Below are 26837 nucleotides of genomic sequence, written 5' to 3' on the forward strand. Positions count from 1 at the left end.
CTATTTGGGGGCTATTTCAGGAAGAGCAACTGACTTCCAGGTCGCTCGCCCAGTCGGGCGGCAAACCGGCATACGCTTCAAATTCGGGTTGTTCATCAAAGGGATGGCGCAGCACCTGTGCCACCCGCTCCACCTCGGAAAAATTCTTCTCTTTCGCCAGGCGAATGGCGTTTTCGGCCAGATGATTGCGCAAGACGTATTTTGGATTCACGGCGTTCATTGCGCTTGCCCGCGCTTCATCGCCTTGTGTTTCCTCCGACAAACGCAGCCGGTAGTCGTTCGCCCAGACATCGAAAGCGGCGCGATCGAGGAACAGATCGCGCACCGAAGCGTCGCCGGAAGCGTCGGTCTTGCGTATTTTCGCCAGGTTTCGGAACGTCAGCGTGAAATCGGCGCGATTGGCGTTCATCACTTCGAACAGGCGACTAGCGAGTTTATCGTCGCCTTCGCGAATCTCAACCAGACCGAGTTTTGCACGCATGCGGCGCTCGAGCGCGGGCGCAAAACGGTCCTTGAATCCCTCCAGCACCCGCTGCGCGTCTTCAATCACCTTGGTGTTGCGAGTGTCGCTGTCGTATTGCGGACCGAACAGCGGCACCAGCGCCTGCGCGAGGCAAAACAGATTCCAGTAGCCAATCTGCGGCTGCATTTTATAAGCGTACCGGCCCTGCGAATCCGAGTGATTGCAGATGTGATTCGCATTGAATCCATCGATAAACCCAAACGGGCCGTAATCGATCGTCAGCCCAAGAATCGACATGTTGTCCGTGTTCATCACCCCATGGCAAAACCCGACGGCTTGCCAGTCGGCCATCAAGTCGGCGGTGCGTTCCGTGACTTCCTGCAAGAGCGCCAAAGCGGGGTCGTCGGCTTCGCGGCATTGCGGGTAGAACCGGTCGATCACGTGATCGGCGAGCTTTTTCAGTTCTTCCACGCGGTCGTTCGTGTAGAAGTGCTCGAAGTGGCCAAAGCGCACGAAACTCGGCGCGACGCGCGTCACAACGGCAGCCGTTTCCATCGTTTCGCGGCGCACGGGCTGATCCGATCCAATGACGCACAAGGCCCGCGTGGTCGGGATGCCGAGATGGTGCATGGCTTCGGAGCACAAATATTCGCGTATCGATGAACGCAGCACAGCCCGCCCGTCGCCCATGCGCGAATACGGTGTGCGTCCCGCGCCTTTCAGTTGTAGCTCAAGGCGCTTGCCGTCGTGTTCGATCTCGCCCAGGCCAATCGCGCGGCCGTCGCCGAGCTGGCCGGCCCACACGCCGAACTGGTGCCCCGAATACACCGACGCATACGGCAATTTCTCCGCCGGCCACTCCCGCGTGGGATTGCCCGCCAAAAGCTCTGCAAACGGCTCGGCGAATGCGGGATCGTGCGCGTCGGCGGCGTTGAAACCGAGTTGCGTGGCGACATCGGCGGAAATGCCCACCAGATAAGGCTCAGGCAACGGGGCGGCGGGAAGGCGGGTGAGAAAGGCGGAACCGAGTGAAACGAACGCGTCGGGCCTGTCGGTTTCTATCGATGCGAGCAGCGAATCCACGGGCGCAGGGCTTGCCGGTTCGGCAACCGCTGCGGTGCTGCTTGGGGAAAACGACATATTGAGCACCTCATGATTAACCGATATTGTAAATCCGCCCCCGCGCCGCTGCACGAGCGCGCGCGATCGCTTTCCCACATTGCCCCGAGGATCGATTAAGGTATCCCTTCCAGTAGCAGATCAGGCATCAAAACCCGTGCATCCGGACTTGTGAGGAACTCGCCCATGACGTCGCCGCTTTTCGGCCAGATGATGGATGTACCGCTGCTCGCTTCATCTTTGTTGTCCCACGCTGCACGCCATTTCGGCGATACCGAAATTGTCTCGCGCCGCATCGAAGGCGACATTCATCGCTATACCTGGCGCGATTGCGAAAAGCGCGCGAAACAACTGGCGCAGGCGTTGATCGGGCTGGGTGTGAATCCCGGTGAACGCGTTGGCACCTTGGCGTGGAACGGGTATCGCCATCTGGAATGTTATTACGGCGTGAGCGGCATGGGCGCCGTCTGCCACACGATCAATCCGCGGCTCTTTCCCGATCAGGTTGCGTTCATCATCAATCACGCCGACGACGAATACGTCGCGTTCGATATGACGTTCGCCACGCTCGTCGACATCATCGCGCCGCAGTGTCCTAACGTGAAAGGCTGGATTGCGCTGGGCGACGAGACTTGCATCAGCACCCATCTCGCCGATATCGCCACGCCCGTACTCAGCTACGAAACGCTGATCGGCAAATGCGACGGCGACTTCACCTGGCCGGTCCTCGATGAACGCTCGGCATCGTTTCTTTGCTACACATCGGGTACGACCGGCAATCCGAAGGGCGCGCTCTATTCACATCGATCCACCGTGCTGCATGCATACGGCGCGTCGCTCCCGGACGCCATGGGCTGTTCTGCCCGCGATGCCATCCTGCCCGTGGTGCCCATGTTCCACGTCAACGCGTGGGGCATCCCGCACGCCACGCCGCTGGTCGGCGCGAAGCTCGTGCTGCCCGGCAATTGTCTCGATGGCAAATCGCTCTACGAACTCATGGAAACCGAAGGCGTGACGTTTTCGGCGGGCGTGCCGACAGTCTGGCTCGGCTTGCTGAACTATGTGAAGCAGGCGGGCGTGCGCTTCAATACGCTCAAACGCACGGTGATCGGTGGTTCGGCCTGTCCGCCGGCCATGCTGCGCAGCTTCGAGGACGACTTCGGCGTGGAGGTGATTCACGCGTGGGGCATGACGGAGATGTCGCCGCTCGGCACGCTCGCCAAGCTCACGTGGAAGCAACAGCAGCGCTCGCCGGAAGAGCAGCAGCATCTGCGCGAAAAGCAGGGGCATGTGATGTTCGGCGTGGACATGAAAGTCGTCGGCGATGACGGCCAGGAACTCCCCTGGGACGGCACGTCGTTCGGCGATCTGCATGTGCGGGGGCCGTGGGTGATCAGCCGGTATTTCCGCAAGGACGATTCGCCGCTGATCGACGGCTGGTTTCCGACTGGCGATGTCGCGACTATCGATGCTGATGGCTTCATGCACATCACCGATCGCAGCAAGGACGTGATCAAGTCGGGCGGCGAATGGATCAGTTCGATTGACGTGGAGAACGTGATGATGTCGCATCCGCAAGTGGCGGAAGCGGCGTGTATTGCGTGTTCGCATCCGAAGTGGACGGAACGGCCGCTGGTCGTGGTCGTGCGGCGTCCGGGCGCGACTGTCACGCGGGAGGAGCTGCTCGCGTTCTACGACGGCAAGGTGGCGAAGTGGTGGAAACCGGACGACGTTGTTTTCGCCGATGAACTCCCGCATACGGCTACGGGGAAGCTGCAGAAGCTGAGGTTGCGCGAGTTGTATCGGGAGTATGTGCTGCCGACGGTTGATGAGAAGGTGGTTTGAGTTTTTTTTGCTACTCCTGTTTTTCTGTTTAAGCCGGGCCGCATGCGTGCGGCTTGGTTTTTATCCGCAGCGTGTCTCTTCCTGTTGAGCAGGAATACGGTCGTCGAAGAAAGCGATGTGCAAGATTTGCACATAGCCGGGCCTGAGTCGTACAAGCCCGTTGATCAGCGCCTCTTCCTCACGACATTCCCTCTTTTCCCCATCCCAAAAACAACGAAATTGAACGATCGTTCTTTTCCGTGTATTCTTCTCGGGTGACTCACAATCCCAGCGACACGGTAATCAGCGCTTTCCGGGAATTCCCCGGAGAATCTGACTATCGCAGGCATCGAATGGAGGTAGACAAATGGCAGTGGACTACACGACTCGCGACGGCATCGCCGTTATCACGCTGAACAATCCGCCAGTGAACGGGCTTGGGTTTTCCACCCGGCTTGGCATTGTCGAGGGCGTTGAAAAAGCGCAAGCGGACGCGTCCGTCAGCGCGATTGTGATCATCGGCGCGGGCAAGGCGTTTTCCGGCGGCGCCGATATCACCGAATTCAACACGCCCAAGGCAACCCAGGAACCCACGCTTCACACGGTCATCAAGGCCGTCGAAAGCAGCACAAAGCCAATAGTGGCCGCAATCCACAGCGTGGCAATGGGCGGCGGGCTCGAACTGGCGCTTGGAGCGCATTATCGGGTGGCGTCGGCGGGAGCGCAGATCGCGTTGCCCGAAGTCAAGCTTGGCATCCTGCCGGGCGCAGGTGGCACGCAGCGCTTGCCGCGGGCGGTCGGCCTGGAGACTGCGCTCAACATGATCGTGTCGGGTGCGCCGGTGATGTCGGAGAAACTGGCCGGCACGGGATTGTTCGATCAAATGGCGCAAGGCGACCTGCTCGACGAAGCCGTCAAATTCGCGCAAAAAGTGGGCGCGCAAAGCGGCCCGCATCCGAAGGTACGTGATCGCAAAATCGAGCATCCGAATGCCGAGGGCTTTATCCAGTTCGCACGCAACGGCGTTACGCCGCTGGCGAAGAACTTCCCGGCACCGCTCAAATGTATCGATGCGGTGGAAGCCGGCGTGAAGCTCGGTTTCGATAAAGGCCTGGCCTTCGAACGCGAATGTTTTATGGCGCTGGTGCAGACGCCCGAGAGCCGCGCGCTACGGCACGCGTTCTTCGGCGAACGCGCGGCGAGCAAGATTCCCGATGTGCCTTCGAGCACGCCAGTGCGCAAGATCGAACACGTTGGCGTGATTGGTGCAGGGACGATGGGCGGCGGCATCGCCATGAATTTCGTCAACGCGGGCCTGCCGGTGACGCTGCTGGAAACGAAGCAGGAAGCATTGGATCGTGGCCTGGCCACCATCCGCAAGAACTACGAAAGCGCCGTGAAAAAGGGCCGTCTGACTGCCGAGAAACTGGAAGAACGCATGGCGCTGATCACGCCTACGCTTGTCTATGAGGATCTCAAGGACGCCGACCTGATCATCGAAGCGGTGTTCGAAGAACTCAGCGTGAAAGAGCAGGTGTTTTCGAAACTCGATCAGGTCGCGAAGAAGGGTGCAATCCTGGCATCGAATACGTCTACGCTCGATGTCGACAAGATTGCAGCCTTCACCAAGCGTCCCGAAGACGTGGTCGGCATGCACTTCTTCAGCCCGGCGAACGTGATGAAGCTGCTGGAAGTCGTGCGCGGCGCGAAGACGTCGAAGGACGTGCTCGCCACGGTCATGCAACTTGCGAAGAAGATCAAGAAGACGGCCGTGGTGTCGGGCGTTTGCGATGGTTTTATCGGCAACCGGATGATCGAGCAGTATCTGCGTCAAGCGCTTTTCATGCTTGAAGAAGGTGCGTTGCCGGCGCAAGTGGATCGCGCGATCGAAAAATTCGGCTTCGCGATGGGACCGTTTCGCATGAGCGATCTCGCGGGCAATGACATCGGCTGGGCGATTCGCAAACGGCGTTATCAGGAGAAGCCGGATCTGAAGTATTCGAAGATCGCCGACCGTTTGTGCGAGACCGGGCGCTTCGGACAAAAGACCGGGGCGGGCTGGTACGACTACAAGGCCGGCGATCGCACGGCGCATCCATCGAAGATCGTCGACGAGATGATCGTGGCGTATTCGAACGAGCAAGGCGTTACCCGCCGCAAGATCTCCGATGACGAGATCGTCGAACGGCTCGTGTTCGCGCTCGTCAATGAAGGTGCGCTGATCCTGGAAGAAGGGATTGCATCGAAGGCGTCGGACATCGACATGGTGTACCTGACGGGCTACGGTTTCCCGCTGTATCGCGGTGGACCGATGCTGTTTGCGGATACGGTCGGCCTGTACAACGTCGAACGCGCGATGCGCAAGTACGGAGCCCAAGCTAACGGCGAAGCATGGAAGCCCGCGGTGCGCGTGACCGAACTGGCCGCAGAAGGGCGCGGCTTTAACAGTTAGATCCAAGAGCTGGATACAACCCGTGAGATTCGCGATGAAAGGCGCTGACGAAGTCCTGCTTGTGGTCGATGTCCAGAATGACTTCATGCCACGCGGCGCTTTGGCGGTCGCTCACGGCGACGAAGTCGTGCCCGTGATCAACCGCTTGGCGCGTGCGTTTTCGCATGTCGTGTTGACGCAGGACTGGCATCCGGCGAAACATATTTCCTTCGCGGAAAACCACGCGGGCCGCGCCCCTTTCGACATGACCACGCTGAGCTACGGCCAGCAGGTTTTATGGCCGACGCATTGCGTGCAGAACACGGACGGCGCGGCCCTGCATCGTGATCTGGACGTGCCGCACGCGCGGCTGGTGATCCGCAAGGGCCATCACGTGGATGTCGATAGTTATTCGGCGTTCATGGAGGCCGACCGTATCACGCCGACGGGCCTCACGGGTTATCTCCGCGATGTCGGCGTGAAGCGCGTCTATTGCTGCGGACTCGCGACGGATTATTGCGTCGCGTGGTCGGCGCTCGATGCGCGCAGCGCGGGTTTCGAAGCTGTCGTTATCGACGATGCCTGTCGCGCGATCGATCTCGACGGTTCGCTTGCGCGTGCGTGGGAGCAGATGACGGCAGCGGGTGTATCGCGAATCGGATCGACGGACTTGCTGCGCTGAACGGCGGGCTGAACTCGCGGGTTTAATTTAAGGCCCGCGGGTTCCGCCAAATGAACCAACCCTATTCGTATTCGAAGTGGAGACAAGCATGACTGACGCGGTAATCGTATCGACGGCACGCACGGGCCTCGCCAAATCCTGGCGCGGCGCATTCAACATGACCCACGGCGCGACGCTCGGCGGGCATGCCACGCAAGCAGCCGTGGCGCGCGCGGGCATCGACCCGGCGCGCGTGGAAGACGTGATCATGGGGTGCGCGAATCCGGAAGGCGCGACCGGCATGAACATCGCGCGGCAGATTGCGCTGCGTGCAGGCCTGCCGGTCAGCGTAGCGGGCATGACTGTGAACCGCTTTTGCTCGTCAGGGCTGCAGACTATCGCCCTGGCAGCACAACGCGTGATCGCCGGCGAGGGTGATGTTTATGTCGCCGGCGGCGTGGAGTCCATCTCGTGTGTACAGAACGAGATGAACCAGCACATGCTGTTGGATGGCTGGTTGAAGGAGCACAGGCCAGCCATCTACTGGTCGATGCTGCAGACGGCCGAGAATGTCGCCAAGCGCTACGAGATCTCGAAAGAACGGCAGGACGAGTATGGCGTGCAATCGCAATTGCGCGCCGCTGCAGCGCAAGCAGCGGGCAAGTTCAACGACGAAATCGTGCCTATCACGGTGCTTGCCGGTGTCGCCGATAAAGCCACCGGCCGCATGTTCACGAAGGAAGTCACGCTCGCCGCCGATGAAGGCATTCGCGCCGACACGACGCTCGAAGGCGTATCGAAGATTCGCACCGCGATGCCCGGCGGAGTGGTCACGGCGGGCAATGCGAGCCAGTTCTCCGATGGCGCGTCGGCATGTGTTGTGATGAACGCTACGCTGGCGGAAAAAGAAGGGCTGAAGCCGCTGGGGATTTTCAGGGGATTTGCGGTCGCGGGTTGCGAGCCGGATGAAATGGGTATTGGACCCGTGTTCGCCGTGCCCAAGCTCTTGAAGAAAGCCGGACTAAAAGTCAGCGATATCGACCTGTGGGAACTGAACGAAGCGTTCGCCGTGCAAGTGCTCTATTGCCGCGATACGTTGGGTATCCCGGCTGATCGCCTGAACGTGAACGGCGGTGCGATTGCGGTGGGACATCCGTATGGCGTGTCGGGAGCGCGGCTCACGGGGCATGCGTTGATCGAAGGCAAGCGGCGCGGCGCGAAGTTCGTCGTGGTGACCATGTGTATCGGCGGCGGGCAGGGCGCGGCCGGGTTGTTCGAAGTAGTGTGATTTTGTACGGTCGCCCGGCGTTTTTAATACGCTTGGGCGATCGAAGTATGCGGTAGCAAACCTTCCTGTGTCTCCTTGGGACCGCAGGAAAATAAACAATCTCTCCAAATCCATCACTTCCGCTTCAAAACCCGGCCGATTCATCAGCTATCCTTATCAACCACGACGGCCTTAGCGCGCGTCCGTTTTCGCATCTCCGAATCGAGGATCAGCCGGCCACGCAGCTTGCCCTTCATGCGTTTCACGTGCTTGGGCGCCTCGGTCATGTGTTCGCTCATCAACGTGCGCACTTTCTCGACGTTGCGTTCGCGCGCGGCCTGGGTGATCGCGCGGTGGATCTGCACGTTGGCCTCGCCAAAACGCTTGTGCGCGGCGAGGGGCGTGTCGTTGCGAAATTCGATCAGCTGGCGGATCATCTCGTTGATCAGCTCGCAGCTAAAACGCAGGAACGGATTCGGGTTCGCCGCTGCGAGGATGTCGTGGTACGTGATGTCCTCCTTGCGCTGCCGTATCAGATGGCCGCGATCGTGTGCGCCCGACGAGCCGTCACAACATTCAATGTTCGCCTCCAGCGCGGCGAAATCCTGTTCCGTGAGGTGTGGCACCGCCCCCGCAGCCAACTCGGGTTCGAGCAGCTTGCGCACGGTGTAGATGTCGTCGATCGTCACGTCCTTGAAGAACAGGTAGTTCTGCAGCAACTGCAGCGTGCGGGCAAGCGGTACCTCGATCACCATGCCGCCGCCGCCCGGCCCCGTCGTGACCTTGATGAGGCCCTGGACCTCGAGCGATTTCAGCGCCTCGCGAATCGTGCTCTTGCTCACCGAGTAGAGCTGCTGCAACTCCGCTTCTTGCGGCAGGCGGTCGCCCGGTTTCAGGTCCTTCTCGGTGATCAGCCGCTTGATTTCCTCGGCAACCAGGTCGGCGCGCTTCGGCTGCTTGATTTCGACCGCGATCCCCGCCCTGGCTCTGTCCATGACCATTTTAGAAACTCCTTTCGTGTGCGGTACGCGCCGCCGGTGGCCCGATTTCGGGGCCAGCGGGCTGCCGTCTGGCCGGTATTTTTTTCCGATTGACACTCAAATTTATTATACCTAGTATCCGATTAATCCTATTCATCATGATAAATAGGATTGATCGTCGGCGTGCACCCGCAAGGTGGCCGACACGGCTGGGCAGCCGGTCTGCATCGCATAGGTCATCCCCATAAGGAGCGTCAACTTGAATCGCCGAGAACTATTGAAACTGGCCGCGCTGTCGGCCGTGCCGGGTGCGCTCGTCTCTCGCGCGGCCGTCGCGCAGGGTGCACCTATCCAGCTCGCGTGTCCCGTGCCGATGTCGGGCCCATTCGCCGCGAACGGCAAGTATGCCGATCTCGGCATGCAACTCGCCATCCGGCAGTACGGCAAGGTGCTCGGCGCGCCGCTTTCCTATACGGTGCTCGACACCGAGGGCAAGCCAGCCACCGCCGTGCGGCGTGTGCAGGAAGTCGCGCAGCAGAATGGCGTGCGTTATTTCGCGGGTGGCATCCTGTCGTCCGAATCGCTCGCCATGGGCAAGGAAGTCGAGAAGGCGGGCGGCGTGTTCATCACCACGGCGGGCGCGGACGAAATTACCGGCAAGGACTGCAACAGCGCCACGTTCCGCTGGTCGGTGCCGACCTTCGGCGCGATCGAGCAGACAGTGCGGCCGCTGATACGGATGCTGCCGAAGGCCAAGCGCTGGTACACGATTACGCCGCAGTACGTCTTCGGCGACGGCCTGCTGTCGGCGGCGCAGGCGGTCTTCAAGGAAACGGGCATTGAGCACGTGGGCAACAGCTACCACTCCTTGAGCGAAAAGGAATTCAGCGGCTACCTGACGAACGCGGTCGCAGCGAAGCCGGACGTGCTGCTGATCCTCAACTTCGGCTCTCAGTCGTCAGATACGCTCCGCCAGGCCGTCAGTTTCGGCATGAAGAACAACTGCACGATCCTGGTGGCCTGGGCGTCGGGCCTCGAACAGTTCGAGGCGCTCGGCGCGGATCTGTGCGATGGCGTCTATTTTGGCGCGCAGTACTGGCACGGCATCGATTCTCCGCTCAACCGCGATCTCATCCAGCGCACGAACACCGCGTTCAAAAGCAATCCGAACTACAGCCTCGCGGGTTCGTACATTTGCACGAAGATCCTGCTCGACGGGATGGTGAAGGCGGGCAGCGCGGATCCGAAGAAGGTGATCGCAGCGCTCGAGGGTATGAAGTACGACGGGCTCACAGGCCCCGAGGAAATCCGCAAGGGGGACCATCAGGTGCTGAAGAACTACTACTTGTTGAAGGGTAAGCCGAAGAACAAGATGAAGAACGCCGACGATTACGCCGACATCGTCAGTTCCGGCCAGTCGTTCCTGCCGCTCGACAAGACGGGCTGCAAGCTCGCCTGAGAGCGCACGGCCAACACGGCTCGTCAGGTCCGCGACGCACGCGCCGCGGACATTCGGCTCCGCCTCATTTTTCACACTCTGAAGCCATGAACGTCTATCTGCTGCAGATCGTCAACGGCATCGGCATCGGGATGCTGTATTTCCTGCTCGCGGTGGGCCTGTCGATTGTGTTCGGCCTGTTGCGCTTCGTGAATTTCGCGCACGGTGCGTTCTATATGCTCGGCGCGTATTTCTGCTATCAGGCGCTGCAATGGTCGGCCAACTTCTGGGTCGCGCTCGTCGTGGTGCCGGTCGTGGTCGGGGCGTTTGCATGGGTCGTCGAAAAACTCGTGCTGCGGCACGTCTACGCGCAGCAACACGAATTCCACATTCTCGCGACCGTCGGCCTCGCGCTCGTGTTGCAGGAATGCGCGATTCTCGTTTGGGGGCCGCTCGGCGACAACGTGCCGGCGCCCGATGCGCTCAACGGCGTCGTCATGTGGGGCGGCTTCATCTACCCCAAATATCGCCTGTTCGTGATCGGCTTCACCGCGGTGCTTGCCGCGCTGCTCTGGTGGTTGCTCGAGGGCACGCGGCTCGGCAGCACCGTGCGGGCGGGCAGCGAAGCGGCGGAGATGGTGTCACTGCTCGGCATCAACGTCACGCGCGTGTTCAGCCTGGTGTTCGCGCTCGGCGCAGCGACGGCCGCGCTTGCCGGCGTGCTGGCCGCACCAATCCGTGGCGTCGATCCTTTCATGGGCATCGAGGCTCTCGGCGTCGCGTTCGTCGTGGTGGTGGTGGGCGGCATGGGGAATTTTCTCGGGGCGCTCGTCGGCGGCCTGCTGGTCGGCATCGTGCAGAGCGTGATGAGCACGCTGTGGCCAGAAGGCGCGCGGCTGATGATCTACGTGGCGATGGCGGCCGTGCTGTTGCTGCGCCCGAATGGCTTGCTCGGGAGGGCCACATGATCGAATCGCTAAAACCACTGAAACCACTGAAACCGCTGCAGCGCCACCGCTATCTTCTGCTCGCGCTCGCTGTGGTGTGCGCGCTGCCGCTCGTGCTGCGCTCCGGTTCGCTCGCGACCGAAGTGCTCGTGTTCGCGCTAGCCGCGCTCGGCTGCAACCTGCTGCTCGGCTTCACCGGCCTGCTGTCGTTCGGGCAGGGCATCTTCTTCGGGCTGGGCAGCTATACCGCGGGACTCGTCCTGACGCGCGCCGCGCTGCCGGTGCCCGTTGCGTTGGCGGCGGCGCTCGTGGTGGGTGCCGCCGCCGCCGCGCTGGTTGGCTGGTTCTCCATCCGCCAGCGCGGTACGTATTTCGTCATGCTGACGCTCGCGTTTGGCCAGTTGTTCTACTTCATTGCCTATACCACGCCCGATCTCACTGGCGGCGACAACGGCCTGCTCGACATCCCGCGCCCGGCGCTCGGGCTGTTCGGCCATCCACTCGTACCCCTCGCTACGCCCTGGCAGTTCTACGGCTTCGTCGCGACGCTCTTCGTCCTCGTGTTCTGGTTGATGCTGCGCGTCTCGCACTCAGTGTTCGGCCGCACGCTGCTCGCGATTCGCGACAACGAGGCGCGCGCGGCCGCAACAGGCTATGACGTGAAGCGCTTCAAGCTGCTGGCGTTCGCGATCTCGGGCGCAGTCACTGGGCTCGCCGGCGCGCTGCATGCGCTGATGACGGGCATCGCGCCGCTCTCGAACATCGACTACCACACGAGCGAGATGATTCTCGTGATGACCGTGATCGGCGGGACCGGCAACCTCTTCGCGTCGGTGCTCGGCGCGGCGTTCTATGTGCTGTTCGCCGACTGGCTGGCGACGCTATGGCCGCGCTGGCTGCTGTTGCTCGGCCTCGTGCTGATCGCGGTCAGCCTCTTCATGCAACGCGGACTGTGGGGGCTCGGGGAACGGCTCGCGGCATCACTGCGGCGCGCCCGACAAGCGGCCCCGGCCGGCGAGGAGCAAGCATGAGCGAAGCCATTCTGAGCGCTAGCGGCGTCGTGAAGCGCTATGGCAAGTTCACGGCGTTGGCGGGCGTCGACCTGCGCATCGCGCCGCGCACCGTGCATTCGGTGATCGGGCCGAACGGCGCCGGCAAGACAACGCTGTTCCATGTGTTGACGGGCACCGTGCCGATCTCGGCGGGGAAGATCGTCTTCGACGGGCACGACGTGACCCGCGAGCCCGACCACAAGCGGGTGCGCCGCGGCATCGCGCGCTCTTTCCAGGTGACGAGCCTGTTCCAGAACCTCAGTGTGCGCGAGAACCTGCGGCTTGCCGCCCAAGGCGTCGACGCACGCCGGGCGTTGAACGCCTGGACGCCGCCGCGCGGTGCGCTCGCGCATGAAGAGACGGTGGCGGACGTGCTCGGACGGCTTTCGCTGCAGCGCTACGCCGACGTGGCGGCGGGCGCGCTGTCGCACGGCCAGCAGCGCCGCCTCGAAGTGGGCATGGCGCTCGCCGCTCGGCCGCTGGCGATTTTTCTCGACGAGCCGACCTCGGGCATGGGGATCGACGATCTCGAGGACATGAAGGAACTCATCCGGGGTCTGCGCACCGACTACACGGTCGTCCTGATCGAGCACAACATGAACATCGTGATGGACATCTCCGACACGATCACCGTAATGCAGCAGGGTCGCGTGCTGGTGGAAGGCATCCCCGACGAGATCCGCGGCGATGAGCGCGTGCGGACCGCCTATCTCGGCAACATGATCACGGGAGGCCGCGCATGATGCTCGACGTGCGGGACGTACACGGGTATTACGGCAAGAGTCACATCCTGCAGGGTGTGACGCTGGCGGTCGGCGCAGGCGAGACGGTCACGCTGCTCGGGCGAAACGGCGCGGGCAAGTCGACCACGCTCAAGAGCATCGCGGGCGTGGTCGCGCCGCGCAACGGCGCGGTGACGTTCGACGGCGCGACGCTCACCGGCCTCGCGCCGCACCGGATTGCGTCGCGCGGAATCTGCTTCGTGCCGGAGCATCGCGGCATCTTCCGCCTGCTGACAGTCGAGGAGAACCTGCGGCTCGGCGCGCGCAAGGAGTCGCCGTGGCAACTCGACGATATCTACCGGATCTTCCCACGCCTGAAGGAGCGCCGTACCAACGGCGGCGGCCAGTTGTCCGGTGGCGAGCAGCAGATGCTCGCGATCGGCCGCGCGCTCATGAACCATCCTCGCCTGCTGATGCTCGACGAGCCGGTGGAAGGGCTTGCGCCGGTGATCGTCGAAGAGATCGTCGCGCAGCTCAAGCTGATCAAGGCGGCAGGGGTGGCGATCCTGCTCGTCGAGCAGAATCTCGAGGTCTGCACGCAGCTCGCGGACCGGCACTACATCATTGAACAGGGCGTGATCGTCTACGTGGGCGACAACGCGGCGTTCGCCGCCGATCATTCGATCAAGGACCGATACCTGGGCGTCGGCGTCGTCTGAGCGACGTCCATTTTTCATTGCGAGGAAACGTAACGATGGACATGCGGGAATCGACATCCGGCGCACCGGCTTCGGCCGCGTTGCGCGTGAACGGCGCGCGCCTGTGGGACAGCCTGATGCAGCTCGCGCGGATCGGCGCGACCGAAAAGGGCGGCGTCTGCCGCCTCGCGCTGACGGAACTCGACCGGCAGGCCCGCGACCTGTTCGTCGCGTGGGCGAAGGAGATCGGCTGTGCGGTGCGGATCGACGCGATCGGCAACATCTTCGCGCGGCGCGCGGGTACCCGCGACGACCTCCCTCCCGTGACGACGGGCAGCCACATCGACACGCAACCCACGGGCGGCAAGTTCGATGGCAACTACGGCGTGCTCGCGGGGCTCGAGGTCCTGCGCACGCTTGCCGAGGCTGGCGTGATGACGCCGGCGCCGCTCGAAGTCGCGGTGTGGACCAACGAGGAAGGCTCGCGCTTCGTGCCCGTGATGATGGGCTCGGGCGTGTTCGCCGGCGCCTTCACACTCGACCATGTGCTGGCGCAACGCGATCGCGAGGGTGTCTCGGTGCGCGATGCGCTGGAAGCGATCGGCTACGCGGGCCCAAGCGCCGCGCCGCATCCGGTCGGCGCATATTTCGAGGCGCACATCGAACAGGGGCCGGTGCTGGAGGCGCATGACACGACGATCGGCGTCGTGCAAGGTGCGCTTGGCCAACGCTGGTACGACGTGAGCGTGCACGGCATGGAGGCGCATGCGGGCCCGACGCCAATGGAACTGCGCCGCGATGCGCTGCTGGTTGCGGCCGAGCTGATCATGACGGTGAACCGCATCGCTCGCGATCACGCGCCGCACGGGCGCGGCACGGTTGGCTGGGTCGATGTGCATCCGAATTCGCGCAACGTGATCCCGGGCCGCGTGACGCTGACGGTCGACTTGCGCGCGCCCGACGATACGGCGCTCACCGCAATGGATTCGACGTTGCGCGCGGCGTGCGCCGCCGCGGGCGCGAAGGCCGGCATGCGGATCGACGTAGAGCAGGTTGTCTACTTTGCGCCTCAGCCGTTCGACCCGGCGCTCGTGGAGGCGGTACGCGCGGGTGCGGCAGCGCTCGGCCTGAGCGCGATGGACGTGATCAGCGGTGCGGGCCACGACGCGGTGTATCTCGCGCGTGTGGCGCCGGCCGCGATGATCTTCGTGCCGTGCAAGGACGGCATCAGCCACAACGAGATCGAAGATGCGCGCCCCGAGCATCTGGAAGCCGGCTGCAACGTACTGCTGCATGCGATGCTGAACGCGGCGCAAGCCATGGGGAGCACGACGCGATGAAAATCCTGATCGCCCGGATGAATCACGAAACCAACACGTTTTCGCCGGTGGCGACTCCGCTTGCGGCGTTCGGTCACCACGGTCCGGATTACGGCGACGAGGCGTATCGGCAGAACAAGGGCATGCGTACCGCGATGGCGGCTTTCATCGATGCGGCCGAGCGCGCCGGCGCGCAGTGCGTGACGCCTGTGTCGGCGTCGGCGAACCCGAGCGGCCCCGTCGCGGCCGATGCCTATGACGCGATCTGCGATGCAATCCTCGCCGCCGCGCCGGGTTGCGACGCGGTGCTGCTCGACCTGCACGGCGCGATGGTGGCGGAGCAGACAGCCGATGGCGAGGGCGACCTGCTCGCGCGCGTGCGCGCGGCGTTGCCCGCTGCGCCTATTGCGGTGGCGCTCGATCTGCACGCGAATGTCACGCAGAAGATGATCGACCACGCCGACGTGATCGTCAGCTTCAAGACCTATCCGCACGTGGACATGTATGAAACAGGCGAGCATGCGGCGCGGCTATTGTTCGACCGGCTGCAGGGACGTGCCCGACCGGTGCTCGCCTGGCGGCAGCCGCCACTGCTGACGTCGACGCTGCGCAGCGCCACTGCCGAGGGCGCGATGCGCCGCGCGGTCGAAGCGGCGCGCGCGGCAGAGGCGGACGGGATGCTCGCGGTGTCAGTGCTCGCCGGGTTCGCGCTCGCAGACATTCCTGCGCCGTGCATCAGCGTGGTGGTGGTCGGGGACGGCGATACGGCCAAGGCCGAAGCGGTCGCCGAGCGCATCGCGCAGCAGATCTGGCGCGAGCGCGACGATTTCGTCTATCGTAGCCCGCCGCTTGCGGAATCGGTCGCACAGGCGGCCTCGCTTGCACGCGGCGCGGACAAGCCGGTGCTGATGCTCGACCACGGTGACAACTGCATGTCGGGCGGCACCTGTGACACGATGGACCTGCTCGAAGAGGCGCTGGCGCAGGGTCTGGACGGTCTCGTGAGCGGTCCGCTGTGCGATCCCGAGGCGGTAGCCGCGCTGATCGCCGCCGGTGTCGGCTCGACGCTGACGGTGCCGGTCGGCAACAAGCTGCCTGCACGGCCCGGGGCGCGCCGCGCGCCGTTCATCGCGACAGGCATCGTGCGCGCGATCACCGACGGCGAATACGTGATCAGCGGCCCGATCTACACCGGCCAGCGGGCGTTCATGGGCCGCTCCGCCGTGCTCGATACCGGTGCTGCGATACTCGTCGTCACCGAGCGCACGCAGGAGCCGTGGGATCTTGGCGTATTCGAGAGCGTCGGCATCGACCCGCGGCGCGCGCGATTCCTGCTGCTCAAGTCGCGCATGTATTGCCGGCCGGTGTTCGTGCCGATCGCGGCGGCGCTCGTCGAGTGCGATAGCCGAGGCGTGACGGGTTCGGGGTACGAGTTGTTCAATTTCGAGCGGATTACTCGGCCCGTGTATCCGTTGGATCGGGAAACGTGTTGGGTCTCTGGCTGATCCGCTCGGTCAACCGGTCAGTTCGTCACCCAACGCGTTACTGCCGGAATGTGGCCCACTCAGAAATTGCGCGCTCAAACCGGTGGCTTTTTTTGTTGGCCATGCCCGGGACAGAATCGGCTTCATCGGCGAGCAGTGATCATGGGTTTAACCCTCAGGTAAAGACTCCAGGAATCTGTTAATTTATCGGGCTGATCCGCTGCGGTTCGTTCGCGGGTTCGTTCGCGGGTTCGTTCGCATATCGCTACGTAGGACAAAGTGTATCAACGCCCGGTCTTGCCTTTTCCGATATCGGCCCGACCCATGCGCCGGGATAAACGCCGTTGAACACTAACCAATCAAGGTGAGCAAGTTGCTAAGACATATCGTCATGTGGAAGTTGAAGGAAAGCGCCGAGGGCGGCACGCGCGAGGAAAACATCGTCAAGCTGAAAGCCAAACTCGAATCCTGTCGCAGCATTGTTTCGGGCCAGGGGCACTTCGAAGTAGGCGTGGCGCAACCCGGCTTCGAAGCCACGTATGACGTGGTCCTCGTGTCCGATTTCGACAATGCGCAAGCCCTTCAGGCGTATCAGGTTCACCCCAAGCACCTGGCGATCAAGGAGTTCGTTGCAGCGGTACGCGAATCGCGTCAATGCATCGATTACGAAGTCTGAAGCCATGACCGACTTCTCCACGCTTTCTGAAAGCCCGTTCATCGATTCGCTCGGCGTACAGCTCGTCACCGCCGAAGACGGCGCAAGCGAAGTGCTGCTGCCGCTGACCAGCACGCATATGAACACCTGGGGCATCGCACATGGCGGCGTGACCATGACACTCGCCGACTGCGCCCTAGCGATGGCCGCGCGCAGTCTCGCCGGCGACGGCATCGGCGTAGTCACCGTCGAAATGAAAGTCAACTTCATGCAGCCGGGCCGCGGCGAACTCCGCGCGTTTGCCCGCGTGTTGCACCGCTCGACCACCATGGCGTATTGCGAAGGCGAAATCCGCGACAGCGAAGGCCATTTCGTCGCAAAGGCGCTCGGCACCTTCAAATACATGCGAAGGCTGGCTGTCGGCCGCGATATCGCAAAGCAACGCCTGCGCTCAGATCCGTCCGCCACACCCGGTCCCAGCGACGCCTGACGCCGCTGCCAGCGCGCGCCTCGCGCTCTGGTTTGTCCCCGACCGCACAGGAGTATCACAATGCCAGAACACACTTCAATCAATCGCCAGATCCTCCTCGTTTCGCGCCCGCAAGGCGCGGCAAGCGTCGACAACTTCAAACTCGTCGAAACCCCGCTTGGGGCCCTGGCGGACGGCCAGGTGCGCGTACGTAATCACTTCCTCTCGCTCGATCCCTACATGCGCGGCCGTATGGACGACTCGAAGTCTTACGCCGCATCGCAGCCGCTCAACGAGGTGATGATCGGCGGGACGGTGGGTGAAGTGGTGGAATCGAAGAATCCGAAGTTTGCGATCGGCGACAAGGTGGTCGGGATCTACGGCTGGCAGGAATTCGGCACATCGGATGGCAAGGGCCTGCGTAAAGTCGATGACACCCATATCCCGCTTTCAGCGTATCTCGGCCCGGTCGGCATGCCCGGCGTGACAGCATGGCTTGGGCTCAACAAGATCATCGAGCCGAAAGCAGGCGAAACGGTCGTGGTCAGTGCGGCGAGCGGCGCGGTGGGAAGCGTGGTCGGCCAGTTGGCGAAAGCAGCGGGCTGCCGCGCGGTGGGCATCGCAGGTGGGGCGGACAAATGCCGCTACGTCACCGAGACCCTCGGTTTCGACGCATGCATCGACTACAAAGCGGGCAACCTCCACGACGACCTCAAGGCCGCGTTGCCGAACGGTGCCGACGGTTACTTCGAAAACGTCGGCGGCGAGATACTGGACGCCGTGTTGTCGCGCATGAACGCATTCGGTCGCATCGCGTTGTGCGGGATGATCGCCAGTTACGACGGTTCACCGATGCCGCTCAAAAAGCCCGCTTTGATGCTCACGCAGCGCTTGAAGGTGCAGGGTTTTATCGTCAGCGAATCGCCGGAAGTGTGGCCCGAGGCGCTCACGCAACTCGGCGGGCTCGTCGCTCAGAAGAAGCTGCAATATCGCGAGACGATTGCGCAGGGCCTGGAGAATGCCCCGGAGGCTTTTCTCGGATTGCTCAAAGGCAAGAACTTCGGCAAGCAGCTCGTCAGGCTGATCTGAACGTTCGAAATCTACAAGATCGAAGGAGACAGGGTGGATAACTTCAACGGCAAAGTGGCCGTGATCACGGGCGCCGGCAGCGGCTTCGGCCGCGAGTTCGCATTGAAGGGCGCGGCGCTGGGCATGAAGCTCGTACTCGCCGATGTCGATGCGAAAGGTCTCGCGGAAACGGTCGAGATGGCGCGCGGTTTAGGCGCTGAGGCGCTCGGCGTGCCTACTGACGTTTCCGATGCCGCGCAGGTCGACGCGCTTGCGCGCACGACTATCGATACCTACGGCGCCGTTCATCTGCTCTTCAATAACGCGGGCGTCGGCACGGGCGGTTTCGTCTGGGAAAGCAGCGCGAACGACTGGGCTTGGGTCTTCGGCGTCAACGTGATGGGCGTCGCGAACGGCTTGCGCGCGTTCACGCCGTTGATGCTCGCGCAGCAAGAGCCGGCGCATATTGTCAACACGGCATCGGTGGCAGGCTTGCTGTCGGCGCCGGGAATGGGCGTTTATAACGCATCGAAACATGCGGTCGTCGCGTTGACGGAGACGCTGTATCACGACCTGAAGATCATCGGCGGCCAGGTGGATTGCTCGCTGCTATGTCCGGCGTTCGTGCCGACAGGCATTGCGAACGCCGAACGGGTGCGGCCCGAGGGTTTGCGCAACGATGAACCACTGACGGCATCGCAGCGCATGGCGGGAAAGCAACTCTCGAAGGCGGTGGAGAGCGGGAAGCTGAGCGCGGCACAGGTGGCGGAACTGACCTTCGACGCGGTGCGCGAGCGGCGGTTTTATGTGCTGACGCACCCGAACATTCTGGCATCGGTGCAACTGCGTTTCGATGATGTCACGCAGCAGCGCAATCCGACCGATCCGCTGTCGTTGAAGCCGGAGGTGAAGGGGTAGGGTGCCGACTAACGCACCGAATCGCATCAGATTCGCGGTGCTATGTCATCATCCCGAGCTTCCAACACCCGCCAATTCCCCGCCCCCATGCCGCTGAATCCTGCCATTGCACAGGTCGTTGAACTCATCGCGAAGGCCAAGCGGCCGCCGATTCACACGCTTTCGGCTTCCGCCGCGCGCGCGTCCTACGAGCGCAGCGCGCTGATTCTCGACATCGCGCCGGCCGCAATGTTCGAGGTCCACGAGCTCACCATCCCCACGCGCGATCAAGCGTCCATCCGTGCGCGCCTTTATCACCCGGTCGAACCGAACTGGGCGGCCCCTACACCTACGCTGGTCTATTTTCATGGCGGTGGTTTTGTGATCGGCAGTATCGATACCCACGATTCGCTCTGTCGAAGCCTCGCCGCCGATTCGGGTTGCGCGGTGGCATCGGTCGATTACCGGCTCGCGCCCGAGCACATGTTTCCAACCGCCGTGCACGATGCCTTCGATGCCCTCACGTGGCTTTACGCGCAAGCGGCGTCGCTGGGGCTCGACAACACGCGTTTCTCGGTGGGTGGCGACAGCGCAGGCGGCACACTCGCGACGGTGTGCGCATTGCTCGCACGCGATGCCGGCATCCCGCTACGCCTCCAATTGCTGATTTATCCCGGCGTAAGCGCGCGGCAGGACACGCAATCGCACGCGCAATTTGCCGAAGGTTTTGTGTTGTCGTCGAAGACCATTCAGTGGTTTTTTGCCCAGTATCTTCGCGACGACAAAGACCGTGACGACTGGCGTTTCGCCCCGCTGGACGCACGCGGGCCGGTACCGGATTTCACCGGTATCGCTCCTGCGTGGATCGCCGCTGCCGATCACGATCCGCTCTTCGACGAAGACATAGCCTACGCGGCCAAACTCGAAAGGGCGGATGTGCCGGTTGAACTGGTCCGCTACGAAGGCATGACGCACGAGTTCTTCAAAATGGGCGGTTTTGTGCCGGAAGTGGCGAAAGCGCATGCGGACGCAGCCGATGCGTTGCGTCGATACATGAACGTCACAGAGAGTTGAAAACCGGCGCCGAGAACTTTACGCGCACAAAGTTTCGCTCCAAGTTCAACGGCTTTTAAACCGCCCGCACGATCGTGAACGCATCGCTTCGTTCAAACGCGCCGGGACGTTGGATGTTATGTGAACCATCGTCGTCGCTGAGTTCCTTGATCTGCAGCGTCAAGTCACCGCCAACCGCCACCACTCGCAACGCCGTGGTGCTGCGCGTGCCATACCCCTCCGACTCGATAAACGCCGCCGACAACACCCGCTCGCGCTCAAGCGAGAGCCCGGTGGACGGCAGCAGATGATCATCGGCGAGTTGGGGGTTGCGCATGGTCTCGATCAGGCTGTCCAGCGACGGCCGTTCATCGACGTGAAGCAGATCCCGCAACGCGTCGCGTTGCGCGACAAGCTTGGGCCAGGGTGTGTCGAGCAGACTATTCGACAACCCGTGAATACCAGGGTCAAGCAGCGAAGGCGGGGCATCGGCACGATTGCCGTACCAGGCGAGTTCGCCCCGCGTGAAGTCACCGACAACCAGATTGAAGCCGTTATACCGATGCCCGTCGCGGGCCACTGCGTCCAGATAGGCCATTGGCGCAACCGGTGCGCCGGACAGAAAGTCGCTGACCAGCGTCCCGCGAGTCGGCGCATTGGGCCGCACTTCCGCCGGCGCCCGATAGTTCGTCAACGCGGCAAAACGGCCATCACGCGTGACCCCAAGCCAGGTTCCACCGCCCGTCAGATCGCGTCCGGCGAGCATCTTCGGCGCGCTTTCCAAGCTTTCCCACCAATGCAACGGCTCGGTTTCACGATGAAAAAACTCGTCGCGATTAGCCGCAAGCGTGAGTAACGGGAACGGAAACGGGCGATCAGCGTCAGACGCTGTCGCGTCCGGTTGCCAATCGAAGACGATGAGACACATGAGCGAACCGTCCGCAATAAGTCAGACTTCGCTCGGCAGCGCGTAGGGTAGCGGCGAGAACTTCAACGCAGGCCCCTCCGCAGCACCGACGTGTACCGAGCCCTGCTCAAGCGCCGCGAGCTTGATTTCCACGAGCGCATCCACGCCGCCGCCAGGCGCGGGCGCCACGTTGACCACCAGGCCGCAAGGCTGGCCCGGGTCGTCGGAGTGGAACAGTTCGTCGCCGGCTTTAGCGGTATCGACATGAGCCAGCGATGTGCGGCGCTTGATCGTGCCGCGATACTGACTGCGCGCAACCACTTCCTGCCCCGGATAACACCCCTTCTTGAAGTTGACGCCGCCGAGCACGTCAAAGTTGACCATCTGCGGCACGAATTGCTCGGAAGTCGGCTGCGTGATGCGCGGTTCGCCTGCGTGAATGTCGAGCCAGTCCCATAACTCGGCAGGGGCGCGCACGAGCTGTTTTTCCATCTCGGCGAGGCGCGCTTCGACTTCAGCCTTCGGGCCGACCCACAGGAAACGCGGCCGGCCGGCGGCATCGGGAACGCGGATCAGCGAGCCGAGCGGACCGTCCACTTTCACATGCACCCCGTCGGGCATGGCATCGAAGAGATGGGACAGCGTCTTGCGGACATCGCCGGCAAAACCCACCGCGGCGAGCGACGGCGTGGCATCGGCGAGCTTCGCTTTCGCGCGCATCACGAACATCGACAAGCGTTTTTGCACCGATGCCTGGATGTCGGCGGAGAGCATCAGGCGCACGGCCTCGCCGCAACGCCACATCAAAAACGACGCCAGCAAGCGGCCCTTCGGTGAGCAATAACCCGCCAGACGCGCGTTTGACGCATCCAGATGCTGGACGTCGCTTGTCAATTGCGTGTGAAGAAAAGCAGCGGCGTCGTCGCCGGTGGTATCGATAATGCCGAACTGCGTCAGCGGCACGAAAACGCCGGCGTGAAGGGCGGCGTCGAAGGAAGATGAAAGCGGTGAGACGGTCGGGGAATTCATGAACTGACTTTGACGGATGCGAACGAAGTTATTATATGGGTCTTACCTAGAGCGTGTTTCGCATGTCCCTTTTGAAGAAATGTTTGATCGCGGCTGTCGTCGCGGTCGCGGTTGGCGGTGCGCTCGTCGGGGGCGTGTTCAAATGGGCGAACAGCCCGGTCGACCTGGCATCACCCGAACTCGACATCACCATCAAATCCCACAGCACGTTACGCAGCGTGGCCCTCCAGCTGGACCGCGGCGGCGCGCACGTCCAACAGCAGTTGTTCGTGCTGATGACGCGCGCGCTCGGTCTTTCAGCGCAGCTCAAGTCCGGTAACTACGCGTTCAAGGAGGGCATTACGCCCTACGAGATGCTGCAGAAAATCGCCCGCGGCGACGTCAACGAGTACGTGGCGACCGTAATCGAAGGGTGGACGTTCCAGAAAATGCGCAACGAACTGGACGGCAATCCGGCGCTGCAGCACGACACGGCGGGCATGACCGACACCGACTTGCTGAAGGCCGTTGGCGCGCCGGATGACGTGATTGCGCGGGCGAGCGCGGAAGGCCTGTTTTTCCCCGACACCTATCTCTTCGATAAAGGCACGAGCGACATCGCCGTCTACAAACGGGCGTACAAGCTGATGCAGCAGCGCCTCGACGAAGCCTGGACCACTCGCGCGCAGAATTTGCCGTACAAGACGCCTTATGAGGCGCTGATCATGGCGTCGATTGTCGAAAAGGAAACCGGGCGCGCCGCCGACCGGCCGTTGGTCGCGGCGGTGTTCACGAACCGGCTGCGCATCGGCATGCCGCTGCAAACGGACCCTTCGGTGATCTACGGACTGGGTTCGGCCTACGGCGGCCGCCTGCGTAAAAAAGACCTGCAAACCGACACTCCGTACAATACCTACACGCGCATGGGCCTTCCGCCCGGTCCGATCGCGCTGCCGGGCGTGGCAGCCCTCGCGGCGACGGTCAATCCTGCCTCCAGCGCGGCACTGTATTTCGTGTCGCGCGGCGACGGCAGCAGCTTCTTTTCAGACAATCTCGGCGACCACAATCGGGCCGTCGACAAGTACATCCGGGGACAATGATGGTGCGCGGCAGATTCATCACGTTTGAAGGCATCGACGGCGCGGGCAAGACGACGCACCTCGCGTGGTTTCGTCAGCGCCTGGAAGACAAGATCGCAGCCACGGGCCGTTTGGTCGTGATCACGCGGGAACCCGGCGGCACGTCGCTGGGAGAAAGCCTGCGAGAATTGCTGCTCAACCAGCCGATGGACCTCGAAACCGAGGCGTTGCTGATGTTCGCCGCACGCCGGGAACATCTGGCGCAGATCATTGAGCCGGCGCTGGCGCGGGGCGACTGGGTGCTGTCGGACCGTTTCTCCGATGCCACCTTCGCGTATCAAGGCGGCGGCCGCGGTTTGCCGCGCGACAAGCTGGAAGCACTCGAGCGCTGGGTGCAGGGCGGTTTCCAGCCGGATCTGACCGTGCTCTTCGATGTCCCGACGAACGTGGCCAGCGAACGACGCGGCGCGGTCCGCTCGCCGGATAAGTTCGAGAGCGAATCCGATTCGTTTTTCGGCCGCACCCGGGCTGAGTATTTGCGCCGGGCGGAGGAATCGCCGGAACGATTTGTGATAATTGATGCTACGCAATCGATAGTGGATATCCAGAAACAACTTGAATTAGTGATCGCAAATATCTGATTTTAAATAAAAATCGGTAAATAGAATTTACTTTAAGTCGTGATCCCAGGCGGTTTTATCGCTGACAGTGCCTCCGATCAGAAGCTCGAAAAAACTTCAATTATTGTCAACAAACAATTGAATCAGTTGAGTTTTACCGACAAGTTAAAGTAAATTCAGATTCACAAGATTGCACCGCAAACACCTGATCCAAAAGACTTTTCATGATCTATCCGTGGCAAACCGATGACTGGACCCGTCTTGAGCAACTGCGTGCAAGCTGGCCGCATGCATTGCTCCTACATGGTCGCGCGGGCATCGGTAAATTGCAGTTTGCGCAGCATCTTGCTCAAAGCCTGCTCTGCGAAACACCGACCGACACGCGCGAACCGTGCGGAAAGTGCGTTGCGTGCCTGTGGTTCAGCCAGGGCAACCATCCCGACTATCGGGCGGTTCTGCCGGAAGCGCTCGCCGGTGAATTGGTCAACGACGACAAGGCCGATAAGGCCGAAAAGGCAGACGCCGAGGACGGCAAGAAAACGAAGGTCCTGAGCAAGGAGATCAAGATCGATCAGGTGCTCGGGCTGATGAATTTTTTCAGCCTCGGCTCGCACCGGGGCGGTTTGCGGGTCGTGTTGCTGTATCCGGCTGAATCGATCAACGTGTTCGCCGCAAACGCATTGCTCAAGACACTGGAAGAGCCGCCTGCGGGCGTGGTGTTCATTCTGGTGACAGCACGCGTGGACCGCTTGCTGCCGACGATCATCAGCCGCTGCCGCCAATGGCCGATGACCCTCCCGGCCACCGAGCCCGCCGTTGCATGGCTGGCGCAGCAGGGCGTGGAGCGTCCCGCAGCCGTGCTGGCAGAAGCCGGCGGAGCGCCGCTGACCGCGCTGGCGCTCGCCTCCGATGAAAACCGCGCGCTGCGTGATTTCGCGCTGGCGCAACTGGCCGCCGGCCCCGCTTGCGACGCGTTCGCGTGCGGAGAAAGCCTGCAGAAGCTGCCGGTGCCTATGGTGCTCGGCTGGCTGCAGCGCTGGCTTTACGATCTGCTCGCCCAGAAAACGGCGGGGCGTCCGCGTTACTTTCCGGGAGCATCGAAGGCGCTCGAACGCTGCGCCGCGCAGATCGATACCGAGCGTTTCGCCCGCTTTCAAAAGACGGTGACACGGCAGCGCGCGGTGGAAAATCATCCGCTGAACGCGCGGCTGGTGTTCGAAGAACTGTTCCTTGCGTACCGCGACGTGTTCACTGCCGCCTGAAAATGCGGCCCGAATAAGCTTCATGACATTCGATTCACTCTTTTTGCACACGACCGCACTATGAACCTCGACTTCCGCGACGCCACGCTCGACGATCTTCCCGGCATTGTGGCTATCTACAATTCCACGGTGCCGTCGCGCCTTGTGACCGCCGACCTGGAACCCGTGACGCTCGAAAGCCGGCTCCAGTGGTTTCATGCCCATGGCCCGAAGGCTCGCCCGCTCTGGGTGGTCGAAGAAAACGGCGAGGTTATCGCGTGGCTGAGTTTTTCCGATTTCTACGGCCGTCCGGCTTACCTTCGCACGGCTGAAGTCAGCATCTATCTGGCCGAAAGCGCGCGTGGCAAAGGGCTTGGGAAGCAGCTGCTGCAAGCAGCACTGGAACGTGCGCCGGCGTTGGGTATCGACACACTGTTGGGCTTCATCTTCGGCCACAACGAAGCAAGCCTGCGCCTGTTCCAGCGCTTCGAATTCCAGACGTGGGGCACACTGCCGCGCGTCGCGGTGCTGGACGGCGTTGAGCGAGACCTCGTGATTCTCGGCCGGCGGCTCGGCTGAGCGGCTAGATGAACCATCACTTGAGAGCCCACCCAATCCCGCTTTAACGGAATTCCCATGTTCGTCGATTCGCATTGCCACATCAATTTCGAAGGCCTGGCCGACCGTCTGCCCGAAGTGCTCGACAAAATGCGCGAGCTGAAGGTGACGCATGCGCTGTGCGTCTCGGTTGATCTGGAGACGCTGCCTTCGGTGTTGAAGATCGCCGAAGAAAACGAGCATATTTACGCATCGGTCGGTGTGCATCCGGATCATGAGGACGCGCGTGAGCCGAGCGTAGCGGAGCTCGTGGAGCTGGCGCGGCATCCGAAAGTAGTGGCTATTGGCGAGACGGGGCTGGATTATTACCGTCTGGAAGGCCGCAGCATCGCGGATATGGAATGGCAACGTGAACGCTTTCGCACGCACATCCGCGCCGCGCATGCGACGGCGAAACCGCTGATTATTCATACGCGGTCGTCGTGGGAAGACACGCTGCGGATCATGGCCGAGGAGCGAGCAAGCGTGCCGGGCGGCGTCATGCATTGCTTCACGGAACCGTGGCACGTCGCCGAGGCGGCGCTCGCCCAGGATTTTTACATTTCGCTGTCGGGCATTGTCACGTTCAAGAGCGCGAAAGACGTGCACGACGTCGCGGGGCGCGTGCCGCTCGAGCGTTTGCTGATTGAAACGGACTCGCCGTATCTGGCGCCGGTGCCGTATCGCGGGAAATCGAATGAACCTGCGTACGTAAGTTATGTCGGACGCTTCATCGCGCAATTGCGCGAGATGCCGGATGAAGCGCTGGCGGCAGCCACCACGCGTAATTTTTTCACGCTGTTCAAGATTCCGCAGGCGCAGCCAGCTGAGCATTGAA

25 protein-coding genes are annotated in these 26837 nt (G+C 62.3%); 21 read left to right on the forward strand and 4 right to left on the reverse strand.

All coding sequences use genetic code 11. The features are described 5' to 3' along the window. Nucleotides 1-16: 16 nt before the first annotated feature. Entirely contained in the window at nucleotides 17-1603 is a 1587-nt protein-coding gene (locus FH08_RS0116135; RefSeq protein WP_031359308.1) for a protein adenylyltransferase SelO, read from the reverse strand. 165 nt (nucleotides 1604-1768) lie between these two features. Here FH08_RS0116135 and FH08_RS0116140 point away from each other — a divergent pair, with 165 nt between their 5' ends. From FH08_RS0116140 to FH08_RS0116155, 4 genes are all read left to right on the forward strand, one after another. Next, complete coding sequence (locus FH08_RS0116140) at nucleotides 1769-3427, forward strand: 3-(methylthio)propionyl-CoA ligase (protein ID WP_031359309.1); 1659 nt, start codon at nucleotides 1769-1771, stop codon at nucleotides 3425-3427. A gap of 346 nt (nucleotides 3428-3773) precedes the next feature. Further along, nucleotides 3774-5858: a 3-hydroxyacyl-CoA dehydrogenase NAD-binding domain-containing protein gene (locus tag FH08_RS0116145; RefSeq protein WP_031359310.1), complete on the forward strand. Its 2085-nt coding sequence runs from the start codon at nucleotides 3774-3776 to the stop codon at nucleotides 5856-5858. 34 nt (nucleotides 5859-5892) lie between these two features. Further along, nucleotides 5893-6519 (forward strand): bifunctional nicotinamidase/pyrazinamidase, encoded by a 627-nt coding sequence (gene pncA, locus FH08_RS0116150; RefSeq protein WP_031359311.1) that lies wholly within the window; start codon nucleotides 5893-5895, stop codon nucleotides 6517-6519. A gap of 88 nt (nucleotides 6520-6607) precedes the next feature. After that, nucleotides 6608-7786, forward strand: coding sequence for an acetyl-CoA C-acyltransferase (locus tag FH08_RS0116155; protein ID WP_031359312.1), 1179 nt, complete (start codon nucleotides 6608-6610; stop codon nucleotides 7784-7786). A gap of 143 nt (nucleotides 7787-7929) precedes the next feature. Here FH08_RS0116155 and FH08_RS0116160 read toward each other — a convergent pair whose 3' ends face one another. Continuing rightward, on the reverse strand, nucleotides 7930-8766 hold the full coding sequence (locus tag FH08_RS0116160; RefSeq protein WP_031359313.1) for a FadR/GntR family transcriptional regulator: 837 nt from the start codon (nucleotides 8764-8766) through the stop codon (nucleotides 7930-7932). A gap of 238 nt (nucleotides 8767-9004) precedes the next feature. Between FH08_RS0116160 and FH08_RS0116165 the strand changes: the two genes are divergently transcribed. The 12 genes from FH08_RS0116165 to FH08_RS0116220 all read left to right on the forward strand — a co-directional run bounded on the left by FH08_RS0116165 (nucleotide 9005) and on the right by FH08_RS0116220 (nucleotide 20568). Further along, nucleotides 9005-10204, forward strand: a complete 1200-nt coding sequence (locus FH08_RS0116165) for an ABC transporter substrate-binding protein (protein WP_031359314.1) — start codon at nucleotides 9005-9007, stop codon at nucleotides 10202-10204. An 86-nt stretch (nucleotides 10205-10290) separates the two neighbouring features. Continuing rightward, entirely contained in the window at nucleotides 10291-11151 is an 861-nt protein-coding gene (locus tag FH08_RS0116170; RefSeq protein ID WP_031359315.1) for a branched-chain amino acid ABC transporter permease, read from the forward strand. Further along, complete coding sequence (locus FH08_RS0116175; RefSeq protein ID WP_031359316.1) at nucleotides 11148-12161, forward strand: branched-chain amino acid ABC transporter permease; 1014 nt, start codon at nucleotides 11148-11150, stop codon at nucleotides 12159-12161. Before FH08_RS0116170 ends, FH08_RS0116175 begins: the two co-directional genes overlap by 4 nt. Beyond that, nucleotides 12158-12925 (forward strand): ABC transporter ATP-binding protein, encoded by a 768-nt coding sequence (locus FH08_RS0116180; protein WP_031359317.1) that lies wholly within the window; start codon nucleotides 12158-12160, stop codon nucleotides 12923-12925. The genes FH08_RS0116175 and FH08_RS0116180 overlap by 4 nt, the downstream gene beginning before the upstream one ends. After that, on the forward strand, nucleotides 12922-13623 hold the full coding sequence (locus FH08_RS0116185) for an ABC transporter ATP-binding protein (RefSeq protein ID WP_031359318.1): 702 nt from the start codon (nucleotides 12922-12924) through the stop codon (nucleotides 13621-13623). The genes FH08_RS0116180 and FH08_RS0116185 overlap by 4 nt, the downstream gene beginning before the upstream one ends. Before the next feature lie 35 nt (nucleotides 13624-13658). Next, nucleotides 13659-14942 carry a Zn-dependent hydrolase gene (locus tag FH08_RS0116190; protein ID WP_031359319.1) on the forward strand — a complete coding sequence of 428 codons (1284 nt, stop codon included), beginning with the start codon at nucleotides 13659-13661 and terminating at the stop codon, nucleotides 14940-14942. Next, nucleotides 14939-16426, forward strand: coding sequence for a M81 family metallopeptidase (locus tag FH08_RS0116195; protein WP_031359320.1), 1488 nt, complete (start codon nucleotides 14939-14941; stop codon nucleotides 16424-16426). The genes FH08_RS0116190 and FH08_RS0116195 overlap by 4 nt, the downstream gene beginning before the upstream one ends. Before the next feature lie 352 nt (nucleotides 16427-16778). Beyond that, nucleotides 16779-17081 (forward strand): Dabb family protein, encoded by a 303-nt coding sequence (locus FH08_RS0116200; protein ID WP_035566371.1) that lies wholly within the window; start codon nucleotides 16779-16781, stop codon nucleotides 17079-17081. Nucleotides 17082-17085: 4 nt separating this feature from the next. Continuing rightward, complete coding sequence (locus tag FH08_RS0116205) at nucleotides 17086-17550, forward strand: PaaI family thioesterase (RefSeq protein WP_031359322.1); 465 nt, start codon at nucleotides 17086-17088, stop codon at nucleotides 17548-17550. A 60-nt stretch (nucleotides 17551-17610) separates the two neighbouring features. Then, the gene (locus FH08_RS0116210; protein WP_031359323.1) at nucleotides 17611-18618 is read left to right on the forward strand and encodes an NADP-dependent oxidoreductase; all 1008 of its coding nucleotides are present in this window, start codon (nucleotides 17611-17613) and stop codon (nucleotides 18616-18618) included. Nucleotides 18619-18651: 33 nt separating this feature from the next. Next, entirely contained in the window at nucleotides 18652-19515 is an 864-nt protein-coding gene (locus FH08_RS0116215) for an SDR family oxidoreductase (protein ID WP_031359324.1), read from the forward strand. An 87-nt stretch (nucleotides 19516-19602) separates the two neighbouring features. Further along, nucleotides 19603-20568: an alpha/beta hydrolase gene (locus tag FH08_RS0116220; protein WP_031359325.1), complete on the forward strand. Its 966-nt coding sequence runs from the start codon at nucleotides 19603-19605 to the stop codon at nucleotides 20566-20568. A gap of 55 nt (nucleotides 20569-20623) precedes the next feature. On the opposite strand, the gene FH08_RS0116225 is transcribed toward FH08_RS0116220, so the two are convergent. Continuing rightward, entirely contained in the window at nucleotides 20624-21475 is an 852-nt protein-coding gene (locus FH08_RS0116225; protein WP_031359326.1) for an NRDE family protein, read from the reverse strand. Between the two features lie 21 nt (nucleotides 21476-21496). Continuing rightward, on the reverse strand, nucleotides 21497-22483 hold the full coding sequence (locus FH08_RS0116230) for a YgfZ/GcvT domain-containing protein (RefSeq protein ID WP_031359327.1): 987 nt from the start codon (nucleotides 22481-22483) through the stop codon (nucleotides 21497-21499). Nucleotides 22484-22545: 62 nt separating this feature from the next. Between FH08_RS0116230 and mltG the strand changes: the two genes are divergently transcribed. From mltG to FH08_RS0116255, 5 genes are all read left to right on the forward strand, one after another. After that, nucleotides 22546-23562 carry an endolytic transglycosylase MltG gene (gene mltG / locus FH08_RS0116235; RefSeq protein ID WP_031359328.1) on the forward strand — a complete coding sequence of 339 codons (1017 nt, stop codon included), beginning with the start codon at nucleotides 22546-22548 and terminating at the stop codon, nucleotides 23560-23562. Then, complete coding sequence (gene tmk, locus FH08_RS0116240) at nucleotides 23562-24182, forward strand: dTMP kinase (RefSeq protein WP_031359329.1); 621 nt, start codon at nucleotides 23562-23564, stop codon at nucleotides 24180-24182. Before mltG ends, tmk begins: the two co-directional genes overlap by 1 nt. Before the next feature lie 203 nt (nucleotides 24183-24385). Continuing rightward, the gene (locus FH08_RS0116245; RefSeq protein WP_031359330.1) at nucleotides 24386-25423 is read left to right on the forward strand and encodes a DNA polymerase III subunit delta'; all 1038 of its coding nucleotides are present in this window, start codon (nucleotides 24386-24388) and stop codon (nucleotides 25421-25423) included. A gap of 60 nt (nucleotides 25424-25483) precedes the next feature. Further along, nucleotides 25484-25981, forward strand: a complete 498-nt coding sequence (locus FH08_RS0116250; protein WP_031359331.1) for a GNAT family N-acetyltransferase — start codon at nucleotides 25484-25486, stop codon at nucleotides 25979-25981. Between the two features lie 57 nt (nucleotides 25982-26038). Beyond that, nucleotides 26039-26836: a TatD family hydrolase gene (locus tag FH08_RS0116255; RefSeq protein ID WP_031359332.1), complete on the forward strand. Its 798-nt coding sequence runs from the start codon at nucleotides 26039-26041 to the stop codon at nucleotides 26834-26836. Nucleotide 26837: the final 1 nt, after the last annotated feature.

The sequence above is a fragment of the Caballeronia sordidicola genome (assembly GCF_000729995.1).
Classification (GTDB): domain Bacteria; phylum Pseudomonadota; class Gammaproteobacteria; order Burkholderiales; family Burkholderiaceae; genus Caballeronia; species Caballeronia sordidicola_A.

Bases quoted from the DNA above. Each gene is read 5' to 3' on its own strand.
- FH08_RS0116155 (WP_031359312.1), top strand. From the start codon at position 6,608: ATGACTGACGCGGTAATCGTATCGACGGCACGCACGGGCCTCGCCAAA.
- FH08_RS0116195 (WP_031359320.1), top strand. From the start codon at position 14,939: ATGAAAATCCTGATCGCCCGGATGAATCACGAAACCAACACGTTTTCG.
- FH08_RS0116245 (WP_031359330.1), top strand. From the start codon at position 24,386: ATGATCTATCCGTGGCAAACCGATGACTGGACCCGTCTTGAGCAACTG.
- mltG (WP_031359328.1), top strand. From the start codon at position 22,546: ATGTCCCTTTTGAAGAAATGTTTGATCGCGGCTGTCGTCGCGGTCGCG.
- FH08_RS0116225 (WP_031359326.1), bottom strand. From the start codon at position 21,475: ATGTGTCTCATCGTCTTCGATTGGCAACCGGACGCGACAGCGTCTGAC.
- FH08_RS0116210 (WP_031359323.1), top strand. From the start codon at position 17,611: ATGCCAGAACACACTTCAATCAATCGCCAGATCCTCCTCGTTTCGCGC.
- FH08_RS0116185 (WP_031359318.1), top strand. From the start codon at position 12,922: ATGATGCTCGACGTGCGGGACGTACACGGGTATTACGGCAAGAGTCAC.
- FH08_RS0116255 (WP_031359332.1), top strand. From the start codon at position 26,039: ATGTTCGTCGATTCGCATTGCCACATCAATTTCGAAGGCCTGGCCGAC.
- FH08_RS0116190 (WP_031359319.1), top strand. From the start codon at position 13,659: ATGGACATGCGGGAATCGACATCCGGCGCACCGGCTTCGGCCGCGTTG.
- pncA (WP_031359311.1), top strand. From the start codon at position 5,893: ATGAAAGGCGCTGACGAAGTCCTGCTTGTGGTCGATGTCCAGAATGAC.
- FH08_RS0116220 (WP_031359325.1), top strand. From the start codon at position 19,603: ATGCCGCTGAATCCTGCCATTGCACAGGTCGTTGAACTCATCGCGAAG.
- FH08_RS0116170 (WP_031359315.1), top strand. From the start codon at position 10,291: ATGAACGTCTATCTGCTGCAGATCGTCAACGGCATCGGCATCGGGATG.
- FH08_RS0116160 (WP_031359313.1), bottom strand. From the start codon at position 8,766: ATGGTCATGGACAGAGCCAGGGCGGGGATCGCGGTCGAAATCAAGCAG.
- FH08_RS0116140 (WP_031359309.1), top strand. From the start codon at position 1,769: ATGACGTCGCCGCTTTTCGGCCAGATGATGGATGTACCGCTGCTCGCT.
- FH08_RS0116135 (WP_031359308.1), bottom strand. From the start codon at position 1,603: ATGTCGTTTTCCCCAAGCAGCACCGCAGCGGTTGCCGAACCGGCAAGC.
- FH08_RS0116250 (WP_031359331.1), top strand. From the start codon at position 25,484: ATGAACCTCGACTTCCGCGACGCCACGCTCGACGATCTTCCCGGCATT.
- FH08_RS0116145 (WP_031359310.1), top strand. From the start codon at position 3,774: ATGGCAGTGGACTACACGACTCGCGACGGCATCGCCGTTATCACGCTG.
- FH08_RS0116175 (WP_031359316.1), top strand. From the start codon at position 11,148: ATGATCGAATCGCTAAAACCACTGAAACCACTGAAACCGCTGCAGCGC.
- FH08_RS0116230 (WP_031359327.1), bottom strand. From the start codon at position 22,483: ATGAATTCCCCGACCGTCTCACCGCTTTCATCTTCCTTCGACGCCGCC.
- FH08_RS0116205 (WP_031359322.1), top strand. From the start codon at position 17,086: ATGACCGACTTCTCCACGCTTTCTGAAAGCCCGTTCATCGATTCGCTC.
- tmk (WP_031359329.1), top strand. From the start codon at position 23,562: ATGGTGCGCGGCAGATTCATCACGTTTGAAGGCATCGACGGCGCGGGC.
- FH08_RS0116180 (WP_031359317.1), top strand. From the start codon at position 12,158: ATGAGCGAAGCCATTCTGAGCGCTAGCGGCGTCGTGAAGCGCTATGGC.